The sequence below is a fragment of the Streptomyces sp. L2 genome, assembly GCF_004124325.1.
GTDB lineage: Bacteria > Actinomycetota > Actinomycetes > Streptomycetales > Streptomycetaceae > Streptomyces.
Map to the genome: position 1 here is coordinate 3,014,076 of NZ_QBDT01000001.1, position 19,945 is coordinate 3,034,020.

18 protein-coding genes and 2 pseudogenes are annotated in these 19,945 nt (G+C 72.5%); 2 read left to right on the forward strand and 18 right to left on the reverse strand.

Annotated elements, in window-relative coordinates:
- Nucleotides 1–5: 5 nt before the first annotated feature.
- From groL to DBP14_RS12775, 4 genes are all read right to left on the reverse strand, one after another.
- Entirely contained in the window at nt 6–1,631 is a 1,626-nt protein-coding gene (groL, locus tag DBP14_RS12760) for a chaperonin GroEL (protein ID WP_129307362.1), read from the reverse strand.
- A gap of 121 nt (nt 1,632–1,752) precedes the next feature.
- Nucleotides 1,753–2,061, reverse strand: a complete 309-nt coding sequence (groES, locus tag DBP14_RS12765; RefSeq protein WP_020132158.1) for a co-chaperone GroES — start codon at nt 2,059–2,061, stop codon at nt 1,753–1,755.
- Nucleotides 2,062–2,423: 362 nt separating this feature from the next.
- Nucleotides 2,424–3,221: a polysaccharide deacetylase family protein gene (locus tag DBP14_RS12770; RefSeq protein WP_129311825.1), complete on the reverse strand. Its 798-nt coding sequence runs from the start codon at nt 3,219–3,221 to the stop codon at nt 2,424–2,426.
- A gap of 56 nt (nt 3,222–3,277) precedes the next feature.
- Nucleotides 3,278–4,228, reverse strand: coding sequence for a polysaccharide deacetylase family protein (locus tag DBP14_RS12775; protein ID WP_129307363.1), 951 nt, complete (start codon nt 4,226–4,228; stop codon nt 3,278–3,280).
- On the opposite strand from DBP14_RS12775, the gene DBP14_RS12780 reads away from it, so the two are divergent.
- A complete protein-coding gene (locus tag DBP14_RS12780; protein ID WP_129307364.1) occupies nt 4,211–5,560 on the forward strand; it encodes a class I SAM-dependent methyltransferase in 1,350 nt (449 codons plus the stop codon). The genes DBP14_RS12775 and DBP14_RS12780 overlap by 18 nt on opposite strands.
- Before the next feature lie 24 nt (nt 5,561–5,584).
- Here DBP14_RS12780 and DBP14_RS12785 read toward each other — a convergent pair.
- The 7 genes and pseudogenes from DBP14_RS12785 to tsaB form a co-directional block, all read right to left on the reverse strand.
- Nucleotides 5,585–6,579, reverse strand: a pseudogene (locus DBP14_RS12785) (DUF6596 domain-containing protein); the annotation flags it as partial.
- Nucleotides 6,580–6,726: pseudogene (locus tag DBP14_RS37435) on the reverse strand (transcriptional regulator); the annotation flags it as partial. It lies immediately after the preceding pseudogene.
- 137 nt (nt 6,727–6,863) lie between these two features.
- Complete coding sequence (locus DBP14_RS12795; RefSeq protein WP_206739260.1) at nt 6,864–7,934, reverse strand: LCP family protein; 1,071 nt, start codon at nt 7,932–7,934, stop codon at nt 6,864–6,866.
- Nucleotides 7,935–8,183: 249 nt separating this feature from the next.
- On the reverse strand, nt 8,184–8,465 hold the full coding sequence (locus DBP14_RS12805) for a hypothetical protein (RefSeq protein ID WP_129307365.1): 282 nt from the start codon (nt 8,463–8,465) through the stop codon (nt 8,184–8,186).
- A complete protein-coding gene (tsaD, locus tag DBP14_RS12810) occupies nt 8,462–9,553 on the reverse strand; it encodes a tRNA (adenosine(37)-N6)-threonylcarbamoyltransferase complex transferase subunit TsaD (RefSeq protein ID WP_129307366.1) in 1,092 nt (363 codons plus the stop codon). Before tsaD ends, DBP14_RS12805 begins: the two co-directional genes overlap by 4 nt.
- Nucleotides 9,546–10,064 carry a ribosomal protein S18-alanine N-acetyltransferase gene (gene rimI, locus DBP14_RS12815; RefSeq protein ID WP_129311827.1) on the reverse strand — a complete coding sequence of 173 codons (519 nt, stop codon included), beginning with the start codon at nt 10,062–10,064 and terminating at the stop codon, nt 9,546–9,548. The genes tsaD and rimI overlap by 8 nt, the downstream gene beginning before the upstream one ends.
- Before the next feature lie 20 nt (nt 10,065–10,084).
- Nucleotides 10,085–10,741, reverse strand: coding sequence for a tRNA (adenosine(37)-N6)-threonylcarbamoyltransferase complex dimerization subunit type 1 TsaB (tsaB, locus tag DBP14_RS12820; protein ID WP_129307367.1), 657 nt, complete (start codon nt 10,739–10,741; stop codon nt 10,085–10,087).
- A gap of 134 nt (nt 10,742–10,875) precedes the next feature.
- On the opposite strand from tsaB, the gene DBP14_RS12825 reads away from it, so the two are divergent.
- Nucleotides 10,876–11,439, forward strand: coding sequence for a hypothetical protein (locus DBP14_RS12825; protein ID WP_129307368.1), 564 nt, complete (start codon nt 10,876–10,878; stop codon nt 11,437–11,439).
- Nucleotides 11,440–11,754: 315 nt separating this feature from the next.
- Here DBP14_RS12825 and tsaE read toward each other — a convergent pair whose 3' ends face one another.
- From tsaE to glmS, 7 genes are all read right to left on the reverse strand, one after another.
- Nucleotides 11,755–12,267, reverse strand: a complete 513-nt coding sequence (gene tsaE / locus DBP14_RS12835; RefSeq protein WP_129307370.1) for a tRNA (adenosine(37)-N6)-threonylcarbamoyltransferase complex ATPase subunit type 1 TsaE — start codon at nt 12,265–12,267, stop codon at nt 11,755–11,757.
- On the reverse strand, nt 12,233–13,495 hold the full coding sequence (locus tag DBP14_RS12840; protein WP_129307371.1) for an alpha/beta hydrolase: 1,263 nt from the start codon (nt 13,493–13,495) through the stop codon (nt 12,233–12,235). The genes tsaE and DBP14_RS12840 overlap by 35 nt, the downstream gene beginning before the upstream one ends.
- A gap of 154 nt (nt 13,496–13,649) precedes the next feature.
- Nucleotides 13,650–14,825 (reverse strand): alanine racemase, encoded by a 1,176-nt coding sequence (gene alr, locus DBP14_RS12845; RefSeq protein WP_129307372.1) that lies wholly within the window; start codon nt 14,823–14,825, stop codon nt 13,650–13,652.
- 219 nt (nt 14,826–15,044) lie between these two features.
- On the reverse strand, nt 15,045–16,478 hold the full coding sequence (locus tag DBP14_RS12850; protein ID WP_129307373.1) for an NAD(P)H-hydrate dehydratase: 1,434 nt from the start codon (nt 16,476–16,478) through the stop codon (nt 15,045–15,047).
- Nucleotides 16,479–16,548: 70 nt separating this feature from the next.
- Nucleotides 16,549–16,920: a holo-ACP synthase gene (locus DBP14_RS12855; RefSeq protein WP_129307374.1), complete on the reverse strand. Its 372-nt coding sequence runs from the start codon at nt 16,918–16,920 to the stop codon at nt 16,549–16,551.
- A 41-nt stretch (nt 16,921–16,961) separates the two neighbouring features.
- Nucleotides 16,962–17,978 (reverse strand): hypothetical protein, encoded by a 1,017-nt coding sequence (locus DBP14_RS12860; protein ID WP_129307375.1) that lies wholly within the window; start codon nt 17,976–17,978, stop codon nt 16,962–16,964.
- A gap of 114 nt (nt 17,979–18,092) precedes the next feature.
- On the reverse strand, nt 18,093–19,940 hold the full coding sequence (gene glmS / locus DBP14_RS12865) for a glutamine--fructose-6-phosphate transaminase (isomerizing) (RefSeq protein ID WP_129307376.1): 1,848 nt from the start codon (nt 19,938–19,940) through the stop codon (nt 18,093–18,095).
- Nucleotides 19,941–19,945: the final 5 nt, after the last annotated feature.

Consider the following 19,945-nt stretch of genomic DNA (forward strand, 5'->3'; position numbering starts at 1 on the left):
GCAGATCAGTGGGCGTGCCCATGACCATGCCCAGCCGCCGCAGGCTCCTCCTCTTCCTTCTTCTCGACGACCAGCGTCTCAGTCGTCAGCAGAAGCGAAGCGATCGACGCGGCGTTCTCCAGCGCGGAGCGCGTCACCTTGACCGGGTCGATGACGCCGGCCTTGACCAGGTCGCCGTACTCACCGCTCGCGGCGTTGTAGCCGTTGCCCTTCTCCAGCTCGGCGACCTTGGAGACGATGACGTAGCCCTCCAGGCCCGCGTTCTCCGCGATCCAGCGCAGCGGCTCGACGGCGGCGCGGCGGACGACCGCGACACCCGTGGCCTCGTCGCCGGACTTGCCGAGGTTGCCCTCCAGCACCTTCACGGCGTGGACGAGCGCGGAGCCGCCACCGGAGACGATGCCCTCCTCGACCGCGGCGCGGGTCGCGGAGATGGCGTCCTCCAGACGGTGCTTCTTCTCCTTCAGCTCCACCTCGGTGGCGGCGCCGACCTTGATCACGCACACGCCGCCGGCCAGCTTCGCGAGGCGCTCCTGGAGCTTCTCGCGGTCCCAGTCGGAGTCTGTGTTCTCGATCTCGGCCTTGATCTGGGCGACGCGGCCCGTCAGGTCCTCGGACTTGCCGGCACCCTCGACGATCGTGGTGTCGTCCTTGGTGACGGTGACGCGGCGGGCGGAGCCGAGCACGTCCAGGCCGACCTGGTCGAGCTTGAGGCCGACCTCCTCGGAGATGACGGTGGCGCCGGTGAGGACGGCCATGTCCTGCAGCATCGCCTTGCGGCGGTCACCGAAGCCGGGCGCCTTGACGGCGACCGCGTTGAACGTGCCGCGGATCTTGTTGACGACCAGGGTCGACAGGGCCTCGCCCTCGACGTCCTCGGCGATGATCAGCAGCGGCTTGGAGGCACCGGCCTGGATGACCTTCTCCAGCAGCGGCAGCATGTCCTGGATCGAGGAGATCTTGCCCTGGTTGATGAGGATGTAGGGGTCCTCCAGGACCGCCTCCATGCGCTCCTGGTCCGTCACGAAGTACGGCGACAGGTAGCCCTTGTCGAAGGCCATGCCCTCGGTGAAGTCCAGCTCCAGACCGAAGGTGTTGGACTCCTCGACGGTGATGACACCGTCCTTGCCGACCTTGTCCATGGCCTCGGCGATCAGCTCGCCGACCTGCTGGTCCTGGGCGGACAGCGCGGCGGCGGCGGCGATGTCGGACTTCTCGTCGATCGGGCGGGCCGTGGCGAGGAGGTCCTCGGAGACGGCCTTGACCGCGGCGTCGATGCCCTTCTTCAGCAGCGCCGGGGAGGCACCCGCGGCCACGTTCTTCAGACCCTCGCGGACCAGGGCCTGCGCCAGCACGGTGGCGGTGGTGGTGCCGTCACCCGCGATGTCGTTGGTCTTGGTCGCCACCTCCTTCACCAGCTGCGCGCCGAGGTTCTCGTACGGGTCCTCGACCTCGACCTCGCGGGCGATGGTGACACCGTCGTTGGTGATGGTGGGGGCGCCGAACTTCTTGTCGATGACGACGTTGCGGCCCTTGGGGCCGATCGTCACCTTCACCGTGTCGGCCAGCTTGTTGACGCCGCGCTCAAGGGCGCGACGGGCGTCCTCGTCGAACTTCAGAATCTTCGCCATGACAGCGGAAGCCCTCTCGGAAATCTGTGGGTGTAAAGACAACTGCGCCCCGGACGCCCGGCTTCGTTATCGGTCGCGGGGGCCAGGGGCGCAGCTCAAGCAGAAGGTTGCTTGGAGGTGACTACTTCTCGATGATCGCGAGCACGTCGCGAGCCGAGAGGACGAGGTACTCCTCGCCGTTGTACTTCACCTCGGTGCCGCCGTACTTGCTGTACAGCACGACGTCGCCGACCTTGACGTCGAGCGGAAGGCGCTCGCCGTTCTCGAAGCGGCCCGGGCCCACGGCGAGGACGGCGCCCTCCTGGGGCTTCTCCTTCGCGGTGTCCGGGATGACCAGGCCAGAGGCGGTGGTCTGCTCGGCGTCGAGCGGCTGGACCACGATGCGGTCCTCGAGCGGCTTGATGGCAACCTTGGAGCTGGTGGTCGTCACGATCCGACCTCCCCCTTCGGAGATCTCACGGGGTTAACTGTCTGAGGTGGCGACCAGGTGGATCCGTCGTCGCGGGTGCCGGACCTGCCCGTCGCTGTGTTGGCACTCTCCAGTGGGGAGTGCCAGAGCCGAGACTATGACTGCGATTAGCACTCGGTCAAGCGGAGTGCCAGTTGCTGTGCGGCGCGTCGGGGGGTTCGGGGCGCGTGGTGTCGGTTCGGTGCCCGGGGTTGCGGGTGCCGTCGCGGGGGCTGCCGCCCCCACACCCCCGCTTTCGGGCCTGGCGGCCCTCGCCCTCAAACGCCGGACGGGCTGCTTTTGTGCCGGTCGGGGCTGGATGGTGCCGGAACAGGAGCCGGTTCCTACAGGTAGTCCTCCAGCCGCCCCACCGTCAGCCCCCTCTCCTCCACCCTCCTCAGCAGCCGGCTCGTGCGGGACCGCAGCCTCGGGCCCCGGACGTGGATGATGTCGCCGGGGCGGAGAGTGTGCTCGCCCTGGCGGTAGGTGAGGCCGCTCGGGGTCGTGGTGGCGCGCCAGAGGACGACGGCTCTGATGCCGCAGTCGGCGGCGGCGCGGAGGGTCGTCGTGTCGTACGTGCCGTAGGGCGGGCGGAAGAGGTGCGGGCGGATGCCGAAGCGGGACCTGAGTTTGTCCTGCTGGCCGCAGATCTCGGCGCGCTGGCCGGCGTACGGCAGCCCGGTGAGGGCGCGGTGTTCGAGGGTCTGGTTCTGGATGCCGGCGCCGACGGAGCGCAGGCGGGCGAAGTGGCCGTAGCCGGGGCCGAGGACGCGGTCGGTGAGGAACATGCTGACGGGGAGCCGTAGTTCGCGGACCATGTCGGCGAAGCGGGCGTCCTGGCCGGCGCCGTCGTCGTAGGTGAGGAAGACGACCTTGTCGTGGGTAGGGACGTGGTCGACGACGGGGAGGCGAGGCGGGGCTCCCGGGGGTGCGGAGAACTCGGCGAGGGGGCGGGCCGGGGGAAGCGGGGGGCGGGCGAGCGGGGCGGTCAGGCCCCAGTGGCGGTAGGCCTGGCCCGGAACGGTGACGGGCGCGTTTGGCCGTACCCGTTCGGCGGCCTTCTTGCCCAGCCGCTCGATCGGATCCACGGACTGGGCGCACCCGGCGAGGAGGAGCGCCGCCGCCGCGAGTACGGCGGCCAGGCCCCTGTTCCCGGCGTGGCGGCGGGACCTGCCGCCCGCTCGCCGCCCCCGGTGCCTCACAGGTAGTCCTCCAGGCGGGCCACCGCGTAGCCGTCGTGCGTGACGCGGTTCAGGAAGCGCCGCATGTCGTCGATCATCGTGCCCTTGCCGCCCCAGTCCGCGAGGCCGCGGAAGTGGGTGAGGACGATGTCTCCGGGGTGGAGGTCCTGGTCGTCCTCGCGGTACTCCCAGTGGTCGACGTAGACCTCCTCGTCCCAGATCGGCGCGTACTTGATGCCGCAGGACTTGGCGGCGACGAGGGTGTCGTGGTTGTAGTTGCCGAACGGCGGGCGCAGCACGGTCGGCGCCTTGCCGAACTGCTTCTTCATGATGTCCTGCATGCCGCAGATCTCGTGCTTCTGCTCCTCGTAGGAGAGTCCGGGCAGGTAGGGGTGGGTGAGGGTGTGGTTGTTGAGGGTGTGGCCCTCGGCCTGCATCTTCCGGAAGTACCCGTAGTCGTCCTTGATCTCCTTGTTGGTGAGGAAGGCCGTGTACGGGATCTTCAGGTCGCTCATCATCTTGAGGAACTTCGGGTCCTTCTCGGAGCCGTCGTCGATGGTGAGGAAGACGATCTTCTGCTTGGTGGGGATGGTGGTGAAGACCGGCGGCAGGTCGTCCGCGACCTGGCCGTCGACCTCGAAGCCGGGGCGGGCGGTGATCTTCGGCTTCTCGGCGGGCGGCGCCGGGGGCGTCAGCGGGACCTGGTCCAGCCCCCACTTCTTGGCCGCGGCGACCAGCTGGGTGTGTTCGGCGGCGAGGCGGGCGGCGCGGGAGTCCAGGTGGCGGGCGGGGCCGCCCTGACCGGACTTCTTGGCGTGGGCGGGTCCGGCGTCCGTGCCGGGGGCGGCGCAGCCGGCGGCCAGGGACAGGGAGGCCAGCGCGACGCCGGCCAGTGCGACGGTTCCGTGGCGGTGGACCGCCCTACGGAAGCGTGACCGATTTTTGTCATTTTGTACTACTGCTCGCATGGGCCCGGATCCTCGCAGGCGGCACCCCCGAACCCGGCCCGACACCGCCGCCGGAGGCGCACGATCCACCGACTGGCCCACAATGACCCGGTGAACGACCAAGCCCCGGTGAACCACCACGACCCCGCGAACGACTCCGGCCCGGTGAACGACCGGCTCTCCTCCTTCCACGCGCTGCTCACCCCCGAGGGCCGGGCCCTCCTCGACGAGGTGCGCGGCACGGCCCCGGCGGACGAACTCGCCGTCGCCACCCGGCTGCGCCGCACCCACCCCGCCGGCCTGGTGTCGGCCGCGCTCGGCCAGGCCCGGCTGCGGCAGCGGGCGGCGGCGAAGTTCGCGGCCGGGGACGCGGAGCGCATGTTCTTCACCCCGAACGGGGTCGAACAGTCGACCAGGGCGAGCGTGGCGGAGCACCGGGCGGAGTGCTTCCGCGCGGCCGGCGTGCGCTCCGTCGCCGACCTGTGCTGCGGCATCGGCGGCGACGCGATCGCCCTCGCGCGCGCCGGGATCCGGGTGCTCGCGGTGGACCGGGACCCGCTGACCGCCGCCGTGGCGCGGGCCAACGCCGAGGCGCTCGGGCTGGCCGGGCTGATCGAGGTGCGGGAGGCGGACGTCACCGAGGTCGACACGGCCGCGTACGACGCCGTGTTCGTGGACCCCGCCCGGCGCGGCGGCCGGGGCCGCGTCTTCGATCCGGAGGCCTACTCACCGCCGCTGTCCTGGGCGGTCGAGGCCGCCCGCAAGGCTCCGCGCGCGGCCCTGAAGATCGCCCCGGGCATCCCTCACGAGGCGATCCCGGCGGACGCCGAGGCCGAGTGGATCTCGGACCGGGGGGACGTCAAGGAGGCCGTGCTCTGGTTCGGCCCCCAGGTGACGCCCGGCGCGCGGCGGGCCGTACTGCTGCCCTCCGAGGCCGGCGTGTGGGCCTCGCCCGCCACCATGCTGCCCGACCCCGAAGTACGTCCCGTCGGACGGTACTTGTACGAGCCCGACGGTGCCGTCATCCGCGCCCATCTGGTCGCCGAGGTGGCCGACGACCTGGACGGCGGCCTGATCGACCCCACCATCGCCTATGTCACCGCGGACGAACGGCACGTGACCCCGTACGCCTCGGTGTACGAGATCACCGACCAGCTCCCCTTCAACCTGAAGAAGCTGAAGGCCCTGCTGCGGGAGCGCGAGGTCGGTGTCCTGACCGTGAAGAAGCGCGGGTCGGCCGTCGAGCCCGAGGAGCTGCGCAGGAAGGTCAAGCCCCAAGGGCCCCACGCGGCCACGGTGTTCCTGACCCGGGTGGCGGGCGCCCCGACGATGCTGATCGGCCGGCCCGCCTGACCCGGCGCCGGCGGGCTCGTCCGGTCAGAGGTCGGCCGCGCGGCGCAGCAGCAGCAGGTCACGCTCGCGTTCGTTGCGGGTCAGGGACGCCGCCCGTTCCAGTTCGGCGCGGGCTTCCGCCGTACGGCCGAGGCGGGCCAGCAGGTCGGCACGCACGCTGGGCAGCAAGTGGTAGTCCCGCAGGGCGGGTTCGGCGGCGAGGCCGTCGACGACCGCGAGTCCCTCGGCCGGTCCCCGCGCCATGGACACCGCGACCGCCCGGTTGAGTTCGACCACCGGGGAGCCGGCGCGGGCCGCCAGCAGCGCGTACAGGGTGGCGATGGTGGGCCAGTCGGTCTCCTCGTAGGAGCCGGCGTGCGCGTGGCAGGCGGCGATGGCCGCCTGGAGGACGTACGGCCCCCGGGCCGGTCCGGCGGCGGTGGCCTCGGCCCGGCCGAGCGCCTCGACGCCGCGGGCGATGAGCAGGCGGTTCCAGCGGCTGCGGTTCTGGTCCCTCAGGAGCACCGGCGTGCCGTCGGGGGCGGTCCGGGCGGCCGTCCGGGAGGCCTGGAACTCCAGGAGCGCGGTCAGGCCGTGCACCTCCGGCTCCTTGGGCATCAGAGCGGACAGCACCCGGGCCAGGCGCAGGGCGTCCTCGCACAGGCCGGGACGCAGCAGGTCGTCGCCCTCGGTGGCCGCGTACCCCTCGTTGAACACCAGGTAGATGACGTCCAGGACGGACCCGAGGCGGGCCTCGCGGTCGGGGCCGTACGGCACCTCGAAGGCGATGTTCCTCGTCGCCAGGGTGCGCTTGGCGCGGACCATGCTCCCCCACTACTGAACGTGTGGGGGGGACCCCCAGCGACGGTCGGCTCCGGGACCAGGTAGGCGCGGGCGATCTCGGCCGTCGTCAGGCCGCCGAGCAGGCGCAGGGTGAGGGCGGTGCGGGCCTCGGGGGACAGAACCGGGTGACAGGTGGTGAAGACCAGGCGGAGCAGGTCGTCGTCGATGTCGTCCGGGTCGGCGGGCTCCTGCGGCGGGGGGGTCAGCCCGGCGGTGTCGAGCATGACGCCGGCCTTGGTGATCTCCTCGATCAGCGCGCCCATCCGCTGCATCAGCTCCTCGCTGGGGCCTCCGGCGGGGGCGGTGGACTCGTCGATTCGTACGAGTGACAGATAGCGGGGCATGGTGGCTCCTCCGGTCGGGCGGCGGGTCCGTTTCCCGCCGCTCACCCCTGCGTCGAACGGGAGGCACCCGGATCGACACGGCCGCCGGAGAATCTCGAGAATCTTTTTCGGCCCTGCCCGGCCCGGCCCCGCCCCGCTCAGCGCAGGGAGGCCCACAGGTGGCTCGCCGCCGGTTCCTCGGCCACCACCCGGTTGGGGTCGGACGGTGCCGTGACGACGGGCATCATCACCGTGGTGACCCGGTCGGCGGACAGGCCCTTCAGGCTCCGGCCCAGTTCCATCAGCTCGCCGAGGGAGTCCAGGCCGGTGTCCGTGGTGATGCTCGCGGTGACGGCGTCGGCGACGCGGTAGAGCCTGGCGGGGTCGGTGAGCAGGTCGGTGGTGGAGACCCGGGTGAGCAGCGCCTTCACCAGTTTCTGCTGGAGCCCTATGCGGCCCAGGTCGCTGCCGTCGCCGATGCCGTGCCGGGTGCGGGCCAGGGCCAGGGCCCGGGTGCCGTCGAGGCGGTGGGTGCCGGCCTTGAGGTGCAGGTGGCTCTTGTCGTCGTCGATGTCGCGGGTGGTCGTGACGTCGACGCCGCCGAGCGCGTCGACCAGCTTCGCGAAGCCGGAGAAGTCGATCTCGATGAAGTGGTCCATGCGGACGTGCGTGATCGACTCGACGGTCTTCACCGCGCACACCGGCCCGCCCAGCTCGAACGCGCTGTTGAACATCGAGCCGTACGACACCCTGCTCGTCCCGCCGGAGGGCAGCGGGCAGGACGGGCGCGTGACCAGGGTGTCGCGCGGGATGCTGACGACGGTGGCCGAGGTCCGGCCCGCGTCGACGTGCACCACCATCGCGGTGTCGGAGCGGGCGCCGCCGCTGTCGCCGCCGCCCAGTTCCTCGTTGGCCGTGCCACTGCGCGAGTCCGAGCCGAGGACCAGGATGTTCAGGGCTCCCTTGGGCAGCGGTACGGCGGTGGCCGGGGCCGAGGCTGACGGGGCGCCGCCCGCCTTCGCGGGCCGGTCGTCGCCGAGCGCGCTGTTGATGTCCACGCTCCGGATGTTGCTGTTCAGGTGCCAGTACGCCCAGCTCGCGGCGGCCACCCCCAGCACCAGGGCCCCGGCGAGGCCGATGCCGACGGCCTTCAGCGTCCTGGACCGCCGGCCCGCCCGTGTTCCGCCCGCCCGTATGCCCGCTGTGCCCTGCTCGTCGTGTCGCGTCACGGGACGAACGTAAGTCTGAATTATGTGAAGACTGTTAGCGTCCTCGTCCGACCTGGGCCGGTATGCGAAAACCCCGCCCCCGGTGACCGGGGACGGGGTTTCGATGGAGCGCCGGGCAGGCCTTGCACCTGCATCTCCCCGCAGGAAGCGGGACGTCTTTCCTTGGACCACCAACGCACTGTGTCCGGACCGGAGTTCCGGCCGTTCACGTGGGATGATCATAGCGTCATCCGGGGCTTCCGCGCCAACTCAGCCCAGCGGACCGCCCTCCGCCGGCGCGCCGTCCACCGCCTCGAACCGCCACCGGTGCACCGCACGGGTCACCAACTCAACCGCAGGCTCCGGAAGTTCGGGCAGCTCGGCGTCGTAGGGCGCGTCCCACCACGTGATGACGAGCACCCGGTCCTGCGGGGCGCGGAAGGTCTCCCGGCGCGGCGGTTCGGGCGCGAGCGGCTGCCGCCGTACCCAGGCCAGCAGTTCCTCGCCCCGGTCGGCGGCGGCCCGTGCCTCCCACATCAGGGCGACGGTCACGAGTACAGGTTCTCCTTGCTGACCTCGTGCACGTGGTCGTGATCGTGCCCCGGCACGTGCGGGTCGGTCACCGGCAGGGAGGAGTCGGCGGACAGGTCCCAGCTGGAGGCGGCCCGGTTCCGGGCGACCATCTCGGCGCCCAGCGCGGCGACCATCGCGCCGTTGTCCGTGCACAGCTTGGGGCGCGGCACGCGCAGCCGGATCCCGGCGGCCTCGCAGCGCTCCTGGGCGAGGGCGCGCAGCCGGGAGTTGGCGGCCACGCCGCCGCCGATCATCAGGTGGTCGACGCCCTCGTCCTTGCAGGCCCGGACGGCCTTGCGGGTCAGCACGTCGACCACGGCCTCCTGGAAGGAGGCGGCCACGTCCCGGACCGGAACCTCCTCGCCGGCCGCCCGCTTGGCCTCGATCCAGCGGGCCACGGCCGTCTTCAGACCGGAGAAGGAGAAGTCGTACACCGCGTCCCGCGGGCCGGTCAGGCCGCGCGGGAAGGCGATCGCCTCCGGGTCGCCCTCACGGGCGTACCGGTCGATGACCGGGCCGCCGGGGAAGCCCAGGTTCAGCACGCGGGCGACCTTGTCGAAGGCCTCGCCGGCCGCGTCGTCGATGGTCGCGCCCAGCGGCCGTACGTCGGAGGTGATGTCCGTGGACAGCAGCAGCGAGGAGTGGCCGCCCGACACCAGCAGGGCCATCGTCGGCTCGGGCAGGGCGCCGTGCTCCAGCTGGTCCACGCAGATGTGGGAGGCGAGGTGGTTGACGCCGTACAGGGGCTTGCCGAGGGCGTAGGCGTACGCCTTGGCCGCCGAGACGCCGACGAGGAGGGCGCCCGCGAGTCCGGGACCGGCGGTGACGGCGATGCCGTCGAGGTCCTTCGCGGTGACGCCCGCCTCCCGCAGGGCGCGGTCGACGGTGGGGACCATCGCCTCCAGGTGCGCCCGCGACGCCACCTCCGGCACGACACCGCCGAAGCGGGCGTGCTCGTCGACGCTGGAGGCGACGGCGTCCGCGAGCAGGGTGGTGCCGCGGACGATGCCGACGCCGGTCTCGTCGCAGGAGGTCTCGATGCCGAGGACGAGAGGTTCGTCAGCCATTGATCTCGGTTCCTTGCACTGAAGAGGAGGGGTCGGTCAGCCGCATCACCAGGGCGTCCACGTTCCCCGGCTGGTAGTAGCCGCGTCTGAACCCGATCGGGGCGAAGCCGAAGCGTTCGTAGAGCTTCTGGGCGCGCACGTTGTCGACCCGGCACTCGAGCATCACCTCGGCGCACTCGAAGGCGGTCGCCGCGCGCAGCAGCTCGGTGAGGAGCCGGCCGCCGAGGCCGGTGCCCTGCTGGTCGCGGGCCACGGCGATGGTCTGTACGTCGCCCAGCTCACCGGAGGCGGCGAGCCCGGCGTACCCGAGGATCCGGCCGCCGTCATCCGCGCCGTCCCCCGTCCCGCCGCCCGTGCCGTCCCCCTCGGCCTCCGCCACCAGGTAGCGCCGGGTGGCCTCGGGGCCCCGGGCGTGGGCCAGCTCGGACCAGAACATGCCCCGCGACCAGGCGTCCTCGGGGAAGAGGTCCTTCTCCAGCTCCAGTACGCGGTCGATGTCCCACCAGCGCATCTCGCGCAGTCGAGGTCCCGTCACTTGGGGGTGACCACCTTGTAGTTCTTGGGGACCTGGGCGTCGGGACGGCGCAGGTACAGCGGGCGGGGTGCCGGGAGTTCCTCGCCGGCCGCCAGCCGCTCCGCGGCCAGCGAGGCCAGGGCGGCGGCGGACACGTGCTCGGGTTCGTGGGCGCTCGGGAACGTGTCCGGATAGAGCAGCGCGCCGGCGCCGACCGCGGGGAGCCCGGCGACCCGCTCGGCGATGTCCGCCGGGCGGTCCACGGCCGGGTCGGTCCGCCGGGTGCGCGAGTCGGCGTACGTCGCCCAGTAGACCTCCTTGCGCCGGGCGTCGGTCGCCACGACGAAGGGGCCCTTCTCGATGTCGGCGGCGTAGGCGAGGGCGTCGAGCGTGCACACACCGTGCACGGGGACGCCGAGCGCCAGGCCGAAGGTGTCGGCGGTCATCAGGCCCACGCGCAGACCCGTGTAGGGGCCGGGTCCGATCCCTACGGCGATCCCGGTGACGGCGTCCAGCCTGAGCCCGGCCTCGGCGAGCACGCGGTCGACGGCCGGCAGCAGCAGCTCTCCGTGCCGGCGCGCGTCCACCTGGCTCGACGAGGCGATGACGTGCGTGCCGTCGTGCAGCGCGACGGTCACGGCGGGGGTGGCGGTATCCAGAGCGAGCAAGAGCACGCGAACAGCCTACGGCGCCCGCGCCTCCCGCATGGCCGCCCGGGCGGGACGGTCACGCACTGCTACGGTCAGTACGAAGTACGTAATAAGTGCGTACGAAGTGCGACATGTGACGCGAGCAGAGGTGGACGCACGTGGCAGGGACCAGCTCGGCGATCGTGGCCGGCCTCACCGCGGCGGCCGTCGGAGCCGTCGGCTTCCTCGCCTACCAGGCGCACACGACCGTACCGGCGGGCCTGGGGGGCCGTCCCGGCCCGAGCGCGTCGCACGCGGCGGCGGCGAGCAAGGCGCCGCGGGACCCGCACGACCCGACAGCCCTGCCGAGGGCCTCCGGTACGGGTGAACGGGTCGTGTACTCGGTGGACGACGACCGGGTCTGGCTGGTCGGCCAGGGGAACCGGGTGCGGCGGACGTTCGCCGTCAACCCCGGGAGCGTGGATCCGCCGCCGGGGCTGTACTGGGTGACGTCCCGGTCGAACCAGGTCACCGGCACGGACGGCGCGCCCGTCGAGCACGTCGTGCGGTTCACCAGCGTCGACGGGGTGGCGATCGGCTTCAGCGCGGCGGTGGGCCGGAGCAACGCGGTCGCGATGGGCGCCGAACCGGTGAAGACGGGGGGCATCCGCGAGGAGCGGGCGGACGGCGACGCGATGTGGGACTTCGCGACGATCGGGGTGCGGGTGAACGTGATCCGGTGAGGACGGTCCGGCGCACTTTCCGACAAGCCGTCGGGAAGATATTGCGCCGTGCCGACCGGGCGTGATGACATGGTGGCCAGCCCGAGGTTAGGTCTACCTAACTCGCCGCCCCCACCCAGGAGGCGCCATGCCCGCACCTCGCCCACAGCAGCCCTCCGGCGTTCCCATGCGTGACCTGCTGGCCTCCTGCGCGGCAGCGAGGGCGATCTCCAGCCCACCGGCGGGATCGACGACCCGCCCCGAAGGGGCGCGGGGAACTGCGCGACCAGCCACAGCGCACCCGCAGGCGCACACCGGTCTCCCGGACTGACGTGCTCAGACGCCCAGTACGTCCAGGCCCGCGTCGGTCCAGCGCTCGCCCACACCCGTGAGGGTGACGTGCCGTACCTCGTCGGTCGTGTCGCCGACGGCACGGTGGATGACGACCTGGAGCCGTTCCTCGGTCAGCTCCTCCACCTTGCCCTCGCCCCACTCCACGACGATCACGGAGTCGGGCAGGGAGACGTCGAGGTCGAGGTCCTCCATCTCGTCCAGGCCGCCGGCGAGGCGGTAGGCGTCGACGTGGACGAGCGGCGGGCCGTCGCCGAGGGACGGGTGCACCCTTGCGATCACGAAGGTCGGCGAGGTGACCGCGCCCCGCACCCCGAGCCCCTCGCCCAGCCCGCGGGTGAGCGTCGTCTTGCCCGCGCCCAGCTCCCCGGAGAGCATCACCAGGTCGCCCGCGCGCAGCAGTTTGGCCAGGTCGCGGCCCAGCTCCCGCATCTGCTCGGGAGAGGTGATCGTCAGCCGGGTCTCAGCGGGGTCCCGCGGTGCTGCTGGTCGTTCCATAGCCCATAACGGTAGCCCCTGCGGGCACGGCACCCGCACGGGTGAGCAGGTCGGCGAGCCGGTCGGTGACCACTTCCGGGTGCTCCAGCATCACCAGGTGCCCGGCGTCCGGCACGAGTACCAGTTCGGCGTCGGGCAGCAGGTCGGCGATGGCCTCGCTGTGCTCGCTCGGCGTGACCAGGTCCCGCACGCCGGCCAGCACCAGCACCGGCATGTCCCGGAAGAGGGCGAGCGCCTCGGTCTTGTCGTGGTCGGTGAACGCCGGGTAGAACTCGGCGACCACGTCGATCGGCGTGGACTCGATCATCCGTTCGGCGAACCGGGCCACCGCCGGGTCGACGTCCCGCCCGGCGAACGAGTACCGCTTGATGATCCCGGCGAACAGGTCGGCGGTCGCCCGCCGTCCCTTCTCCACCAGTTCCGCCTGCTGCCCGAGCGCCTTCAGCACGCCGGGGAGGATGCGGCGCACCGCGTTGACGCCGGCCATCGGCAGGCCGAAGTTGACCTCGCCGAGCCGCCCGGACGACGTGCCGACGAACGCGGTGGCGACGACCCGGTCCCGGATCAGCTCCGGGTACTGCGCGGCCAGCGCCATGACCGTCATCCCGCCCATGGAGTGTCCGACCAGCACGATCGGGCCGTCCGGTACGGCGGCGTCGAGTACGGCCTTCAGGTCCCGGCCGAGCTGGTCGATGCTGACCGGAACGCCGTCCTGGGTCTGGGCCAGGCCCCGCCCGGACCGGCCGTGGCTGCGCTGGTCCCAGTGCACGGTGCGGACGACGCCGCGCAGTGCCGCCCGCTGGAAGTGCCAGGAGTCCTGGGCGAGGCAGTAGCCGTGGCAGAAGACGACGGTCACCGGCGCGGGTGCCTTGCGGCCGAACAGCCGCCTGCGGCGCGGGGAGACGTTCGGCCCCGGTTCGGATTCGACGTCGTCGACCTCGTAGTACAGCTCGGTGCCGTCGTCGGCGTACGCCTTGCCCGAGGTGCCGCGCAGGGTGCCGTACGGGCCGGCCGCGTCCAGGGCCAGCCGGGCCTTCCTGCGCATGCCGCGGCCGACGGTCATCCGCTCGACGGCGACGCCGGCGGCCGCGCCCGCCGCGAGGACGCCTATCGCGGCACCGGCGATACCGGTCGCCTTGCGCCAGCTCCCGGCCGCCCCGGCGGCGGAGGCGGCGGCCGCCGCCGAGGCGACGACGTCCGCCACGGCCTCCGCGCTGCTCTCGCTCACGTACCGCTCCTCTTCGCCGTACTGCAGTTCGCTGGGTGATGAAAGGGGTGGTGCCGGTGTGCTTCGCCGTAGCCGGTCGGTCGTGGGGTTCCTGTTGCCTCGTGGGGTTCGTGTTGCCTGGTGGTGCCGCCGTAACCCCCGCCCGGTCGGGTGGCTACCGGTCTTGTTCCCCGTGGGCCCCGTTCACATAGACGCGGGGAACGCGTGTTCCGATGCGCGTGACGATCTCGTACGCGATCGTGCCGCAGGCCTGCGCCCAGTCCTCGGCGGTGGGCTCGCCCCGGTCGCCGGGGCCGAACAGCACCGCCTCCGTGCCCTCGGCGGGCGTGTCGCCGCCCAGGTCGACGACGAACTGGTCCATCGCGACCCGCCCGGCGACGGTCCGCCACTTGCCGTCGACCAGCACGGGGCCGGTGCCGGAGGCGTGCCGCGGGATGCCGTCGGCGTAGCCCACCGGCACCAGGCCGAGGGTGGTCTCGCCGGGGGTGACGTAGTGGTGGCCGTAGCTGACGCCGTGGCCGCCCGGCACCCGCTTGACCAGCGCCAGCGACGCGCTGAGCGTCATCACCGGGCGGAGCCCGAAGTCGGCCGGGGTGCCCAGTTCGGGGCTGGGCGAGACTCCGTAGAGGGCGATGCCGGTGCGGACGAGGTCGAAGTGGGACTCCGGGAGGGTCAGCGTGGCGGGCGAGTTGGCGATGTGCCGGACCTCTGGGCGGACGCCCTGGCCCTCGGCGTGGGCCAGCATCTCCCGAAAGCGGGTGAGCTGGGCGCCGATGGAGGCGTGCCCGGGCTCGTCGGCGCAGGCGAAGTGGGACCACAGGCCGGTGATCCGGATGAGTCCCTCGCGCTCGGCGCCCAGGGCCTCGGTGACGAGTTCGGGCCAGTCGGCGGGCTGGCAGCCGTTGCGGCCGAGGCCGGTGTCGGCCTTGAGCTGCACGCGCGCGGGGCGGCCGGCCTCCCGGGCGGCCCGGGTGACCTCGCGCAGCGCCCACAGCGCGCTGACGGACACGTCGACGTCCGCGTCGATCGCCTGCCGCCAGGGCCCGCCCGGCACCCACAGCCAGCACAGCACGGGCACCGGGATCCCGGCCGCGCGCAGGGCCAGCGCCTCCTCGGGCGTGGCCGTACCGAGCCAGGAGGCGCCCGCCGCGACGGCCTCACGGGCGCAGCGCAGCGCACCGTGACCGTAGGCGTCGGACTTCACGACGGCCATCAGGGCCGCACCCGGCGCATGCGCGCGCAGGGCACGCACATTGGCGCGCAGCGCCCCCAGATCGATCTCGGCACGGGCACGCAGGGTCCCGGTCGGCACAGCAGCAGTCTCACTCATGGCGCCCCCAGTGTCTCAGAGGGCGGCGGGCCGCCCGGCAGTCGCGCCGCATATCGACGCCCCGCGCCCCTTGGGCCGGCGATCCGCAGCTTGGTCACGAGGGAGTCGGGGCAGCGTTCGAACAAGGCCGCAGCGTGCCCACCCAGGGGCGCGGGGAACTGCGCAAAAAGCCACAACGCACCCGCACCCGGCAACGGCGAGCCACCCGGCACGGGCCCCTCAGGACCGCACGTCCCGCCACGCGTCCGGGATGCACGCCGCCACCTCATGCGCCCCCACCGGCCCCCCGCCGGAGGCCACGCGTCCGGCGAGCCCATGGAGGTACGCTCCCGCACTCCCCGCGTCCAGCGCGGACAGCCCCGCGGCCAGCAGGGACCCGGCGAGCCCCGACAGCACGTCACCGCTGCCCGCCGTCGCCAGCCACCCCGTGCCCGTGGCGTTCACCCGGACCGGCCGGTCGCCACCCGGGTCGGCGACCAGCGTCGTGGACCCCTTCAGCAGGACCGTCGCCCGGTAGACCGCCGCCAGTTCACGCACCGCGGCGAGCCGCGCCCCCTCGACCTCCTCCCGCGGCACGCCCAGCAGCGCGGCCGCCTCGCCGGCGTGCGGTGTCATCAGGGTCGGTGCCCTACGCCCCCGTACCGCGTCCCGGCCCGCCAGCCGCAGGCCGTCCGCGTCGATCAGCACCGGGACGTCCGTGGCCAGCACCTCCGCCACGGTCGCCGCGTCGTCCCCGGCGCCCGGCCCGACCACCCAGGCCTGCACGCGCCCCGCCTTGTCCGGGCCCCGGTCGGACACCAGCGTCTCGGGGAAGCGGGCGATGACCGAGTCCCCGGCCGGACCGACGTACCGCACGGCCCCGGCGCCGCCTCGCAGCGCCCCGGAGACGGCGAGCACGGCCGCGCCGGGGTAGCGGGCCGATCCGGCGGCGATACCGACGACACCCCGCCGGTACTTGTCGCTCTCCGCCGCCGGCACCGGCAGCAGCCGGGCCACGTCGGCGTGCTGAAGTGCCTCCAGCTCGGGCGGGGCGGGCAGTTCGAGTCCGATGTCGACGAGCCGCACGGACCCGGCGTGGTCCCGCGCGGGGTCGATGAGCAGGCCGGGCTTGTGCGTTCCGAAGGTCACGGTCAGGTCGGCGCGCAGCGCGGCACCGTGCACCTCGCCGGTGTCGGCGTCGACCCCGCTGGGCAGATCGACGGCGACGACCCGGGCCGCGGACCGCGCCACGACGGCGGCCAGCGCCTCCGCCTCCGGCCGCAGGCCGCCCTTCCCGCCGATCCCGACGATTCCGTCCATGACGAGGTCGGCCCGCCCGATGGCGTCCTCGGCACCGCCCGGCGCCACCACGGCACCGCCGGCCCGCCGCAGCGCCGCGAGCCCTCCGGGGTGGGTGCGCTCGCCGGCCAGCAGGACGGCCGTGACACCGGCGCCCCGGCGGGCCAGCCGGGCCCCGGCGTACAGGGCGTCCCCGCCGTTGTCCCCGCTGCCGACCAGCAGCACCACCCTGCTGCCGTACACCCGCCCGAGCAGTTGGGCACAGGCGGCGGCCAGCCCGGCGGCGGCCCGCTGCATCAGCGCGCCCTCCGGCAGCCGCGCCATCAGCGCCCGCTCGGCCGCCCTTACCGTCTCCACGCTGTACGCAGTACGCATGCGTCCGAGTCTCCCCGAACCTCCCGACCGTCACACCGGGCCGGGCCGGGCCGGACCGCAGGGGCCCGGCTCAGCCTTCGGCGATCACCACGGCCGACGCCACCCCCGCGTCATGGCTGAGCGACACATGCCAGGCCCGCACACCGAGTTCGGCCGCACGCGCGGCCACGGTGCCCTTCACCCGCAGCCGCGGCTGCCCGCTGTCCTCCACGTACACCTCGGCGTCGGTCCAGTGCAGCCCGCCCGGCGCCCCGAGGGCCTTGGCCAGCGCCTCCTTGGCGGCGAACCGGGCGGCCAGCGACGCGACCCCGCGCCGCTCCCCGCTCGGCAGCAGCAACTCACTCTCGACGAACAGCCGCTCGGCCAGCCCGGGCGTCCGCTCCATCGACGCCCCGAACCGCTCGATCTCAGCCACATCGATCCCGACCCCGACAACACTCATCCCCGCACCCTACGACCCACCCCCCGCTGCCCCTTCCAGGTTCAGCTTCCTTCGGGGCTGGTCGTCGCGGCGTTCGCGTCGTCGGCGAAGAGTTCCTCGGCCTCCGCGGCCGACAAGGAACGGTCGAACCAGACCGCGAGGATGTCGAGATCGGTGCACGAGGCGACGCGTTCACGCACCTCGTCGGCGACGGAAAGCCCGCGCTTGTCCAGGACCCGCAGGATGAGCGAAGCCCGGTCCTCGGCCCGGCCCTCGGCGATGCCCTGCTCCCGGCCCTCTTCGCGGCCTTCTTCGCGGCCCTCTTCGCGGCCCTCTTCGCGGCCCTCGGCGATGCCCTGGGCCTTGCCCTCCAGGTAGGCGGTTTCGCGGACGGTCCCACGGCCGGGGAAGTAGCTGACGAACGACGACATGATTTCCTTCCACTTCTGTCCAGCTGGGGTGTCACCCAGATTGATTTCCATGAAGTCCATGAAGTACCCGGCGGTTTCCGGGTCCGTGTCCTGGAGTTCCTGAAGGGCTGTGTGGATTGCCTCCAGTATGGCGCCGCCCTCGGGCCTGCGGGCGTGTGCCAGCGCCGAGAGAACGGCCAGGGCAAGGTTTTTGGCGATGGTCCTGACGTCGGTGAACACCGGCAGGTTGTCCGGTCCCGCCACCATCGGGTAGGTCCGCTGGGCCGTCCAGCCGCGCGCGCCGCAGTCGAAGGGGCCGGCCGCCCACTTGGCCGTGGCCGCGTCCTGGCAGACCACGAGCAGCAGCACGGGCAGGCGGTACTTCGCCTGGAGGTACGCGACGTAGTACGCCCAACTCGCCTCCTTGCCCGGAACCTTCTTCGACTGCGACTCGATGGCGAGCAGGAAGTCCTCGCCGTCGGACGGGCCGATGCGCAGCACGGTGTCCACGCGGCGTTCCAGCGGGCGCGTCTCCGTCACGTCGGTCGTGACGGCGTCCACGGTCGCCTTCTCGGGCAGGGGGACGCCCAGCACGGTGAACACGGGAGTCAGGATCTCGGGGCGCTCCTGGAAGATGCGGTGCATCCCCTCGTGAGCTGATGTGACCATGAGCGCAACGTCGTGGATCACGGAGCGCCTTGTCCGCCGTTCCGAAATGCGTTCACCCATTCGAGCGGCGAAAAAACGATCAATCGCTCTGCTTCGCCGCCCCGCGGCGGACCCTTACTCCACCGTCACCGACTTCGCCAGGTTGCGTGGCTGGTCGACCTCGTTGCCGCGGGCCGTGGCCAGTTCGCAGGCGAAGACCTGGAGGGGGACCGTGGCGACGAGGGGCTGGAGGAGGGTGGGGGTGGCGGGGATGCGGATGAGGTGGTCGGCGTAGGGGACGACCGCCTCGTCGCCCTCCTCCGCGATGACGATCGTGCGCGCGCCCCGCGCCCGGATCTCCTGGATGTTGGAGACGATCTTGTCGTGCAGGACGGAGCGGCCGCGCGGGGATGGCACGACGACGACCACCGGCAGGTCCTCCTCGATCAGGGCGATCGGGCCGTGCTTCAGCTCGCCCGCCGCGAACCCCTCGGCGTGCATGTAGGCCAGCTCCTTGAGCTTGAGCGCGCCCTCCAGAGCGACCGGATAGCCCACGTGCCGGCCGAGGAACAGCACCGTGTTCTTCGCCGCCAGCGTGCGCGCGAGGGCCCGGACCGGTTCCATCGTCTCCAGGACCCGCTCGACCTCGACGGAGATCCGGGACAGGTCGCGGACGACCTCGCGGATCTCGTCGCCCCACTTGGTGCCGCGCACCTGGCCCAGGTAGAGGGCGACCAGATAGCAGGCCACCAGCTGGGTGAGGAACGCCTTCGTCGAGGCGACCGCGACCTCCGGCCCGGCGTGCGTGTACAGCACCGCGTCCGATTCGCGCGGGATCGTCGAGCCGTTGGTGTTGCAGATCGCCAGCACCTTCGAGCCCTGCTCGCGGGCGTGCCTGAGCGCCATCAGGGTGTCCATCGTCTCGCCGGACTGGGAGATGGCGATCACCAGGGAGCGCGGGCCCAGGATCGGGTCGCGGTAGCGGAACTCGCTCGCCAGCTCCACCTCGCACGGGATGCGCGTCCAGTGCTCGATGGCGTACTTGGCGATGAGCCCCGCGTGGAACGCCGTACCGCACGCCACGATGACGACCTTGTCCACCTCTCGCAGCTCGGCCGCGCCGATGCGGAGTTCGTCCAGGCTCAGCGAACCGGAGGCGTCGATCCGGCCCAGCAGCGTATCGGCGACCGCCTTGGGCTGCTCGGCGATCTCCTTGAGCATGAAGTAGTCATAGCCCCCCTTTTCCGCGGCCGACGCGTCCCAGTCGACGTGGTACGAACGGACCTCCGCGGGACGGCCGTCGAAGCCCGTCACCGTCACGCCGTCCCGGCGCAGCTCCACCACCTGGTCCTGACCCAGCTCGATCGCCGACCGCGTGTGGGCGATGAACGCGGCGACGTCCGAGGCGAGAAAGGCCTCACCCTCTCCAACGCCCACCACCAGCGGGGAGTTCCGCCGCGCGCCCACGACCACGTCCGGCTCGTCGGCGTGCACCGCGACCAGCGTGAACGCCCCCTCCAGCCGCCGGCACACCAGCCGCATCGCCTCGGCGAGGTCCGCGCACGAGGAGAACTCCTCGGCCAGCAGGTGCGCCACGACCTCGGTGTCCGTCTCGGACGCCAGCTCGTGCCCGCGCTCGGCCAGCTCCGCGCGCAGCACCGCGAAGTTCTCGATGATCCCGTTGTGGACCACGGCGACCCGGCCGGCGTTGTCCAGGTGCGGGTGCGCGTTCGCGTCGGTCGGCCCGCCGTGGGTGGCCCAGCGGGTGTGCCCGATGCCCGTCGAGCCGGCCGGCAGCGGCCGGTCGACCAGCTCCTTCTCCAGGTTGACCAGCTTCCCGGCCCGCTTCGCCGCGGCCAGCCCGCCGTCCGCCGGCACGGCGACGCCCGCCGAGTCGTACCCCCGGTACTCCAGCCGCTTCAGTCCGGCCATCACGACGTCGAGGGCCGACTGCGATCCCACGTATCCCACGATTCCGCACATGAGCG

Coding starts and splice junctions, on each gene's coding strand:
- groL (WP_129307362.1), bottom strand. CDS start 1,631: ATGGCGAAGATTCTGAAGTTCGACGAGGACGCCCGTCGCGCCCTTGAG.
- DBP14_RS12775 (WP_129307363.1), bottom strand. CDS start 4,228: ATGCGAGCAGTAGTACAAAATGACAAAAATCGGTCACGCTTCCGTAGG.
- tsaD (WP_129307366.1), bottom strand. CDS start 9,553: ATGGCTGACGAACCTCTCGTCCTCGGCATCGAGACCTCCTGCGACGAG.
- rimI (WP_129311827.1), bottom strand. CDS start 10,064: ATGCGCTGGTGGGACATCGACCGCGTACTGGAGCTGGAGAAGGACCTC.
- tsaE (WP_129307370.1), bottom strand. CDS start 12,267: ATGGAACGACCAGCAGCACCGCGGGACCCCGCTGAGACCCGGCTGACG.
- alr (WP_129307372.1), bottom strand. CDS start 14,825: ATGAGTGAGACTGCTGCTGTGCCGACCGGGACCCTGCGTGCCCGTGCC.
- DBP14_RS12850 (WP_129307373.1), bottom strand. CDS start 16,478: ATGCGTACTGCGTACAGCGTGGAGACGGTAAGGGCGGCCGAGCGGGCG.
- DBP14_RS12855 (WP_129307374.1), bottom strand. CDS start 16,920: ATGAGTGTTGTCGGGGTCGGGATCGATGTGGCTGAGATCGAGCGGTTC.
- DBP14_RS12860 (WP_129307375.1), bottom strand. CDS start 17,978: ATGGTCACATCAGCTCACGAGGGGATGCACCGCATCTTCCAGGAGCGC.
- glmS (WP_129307376.1), bottom strand. CDS start 19,940: ATGTGCGGAATCGTGGGATACGTGGGATCGCAGTCGGCCCTCGACGTC.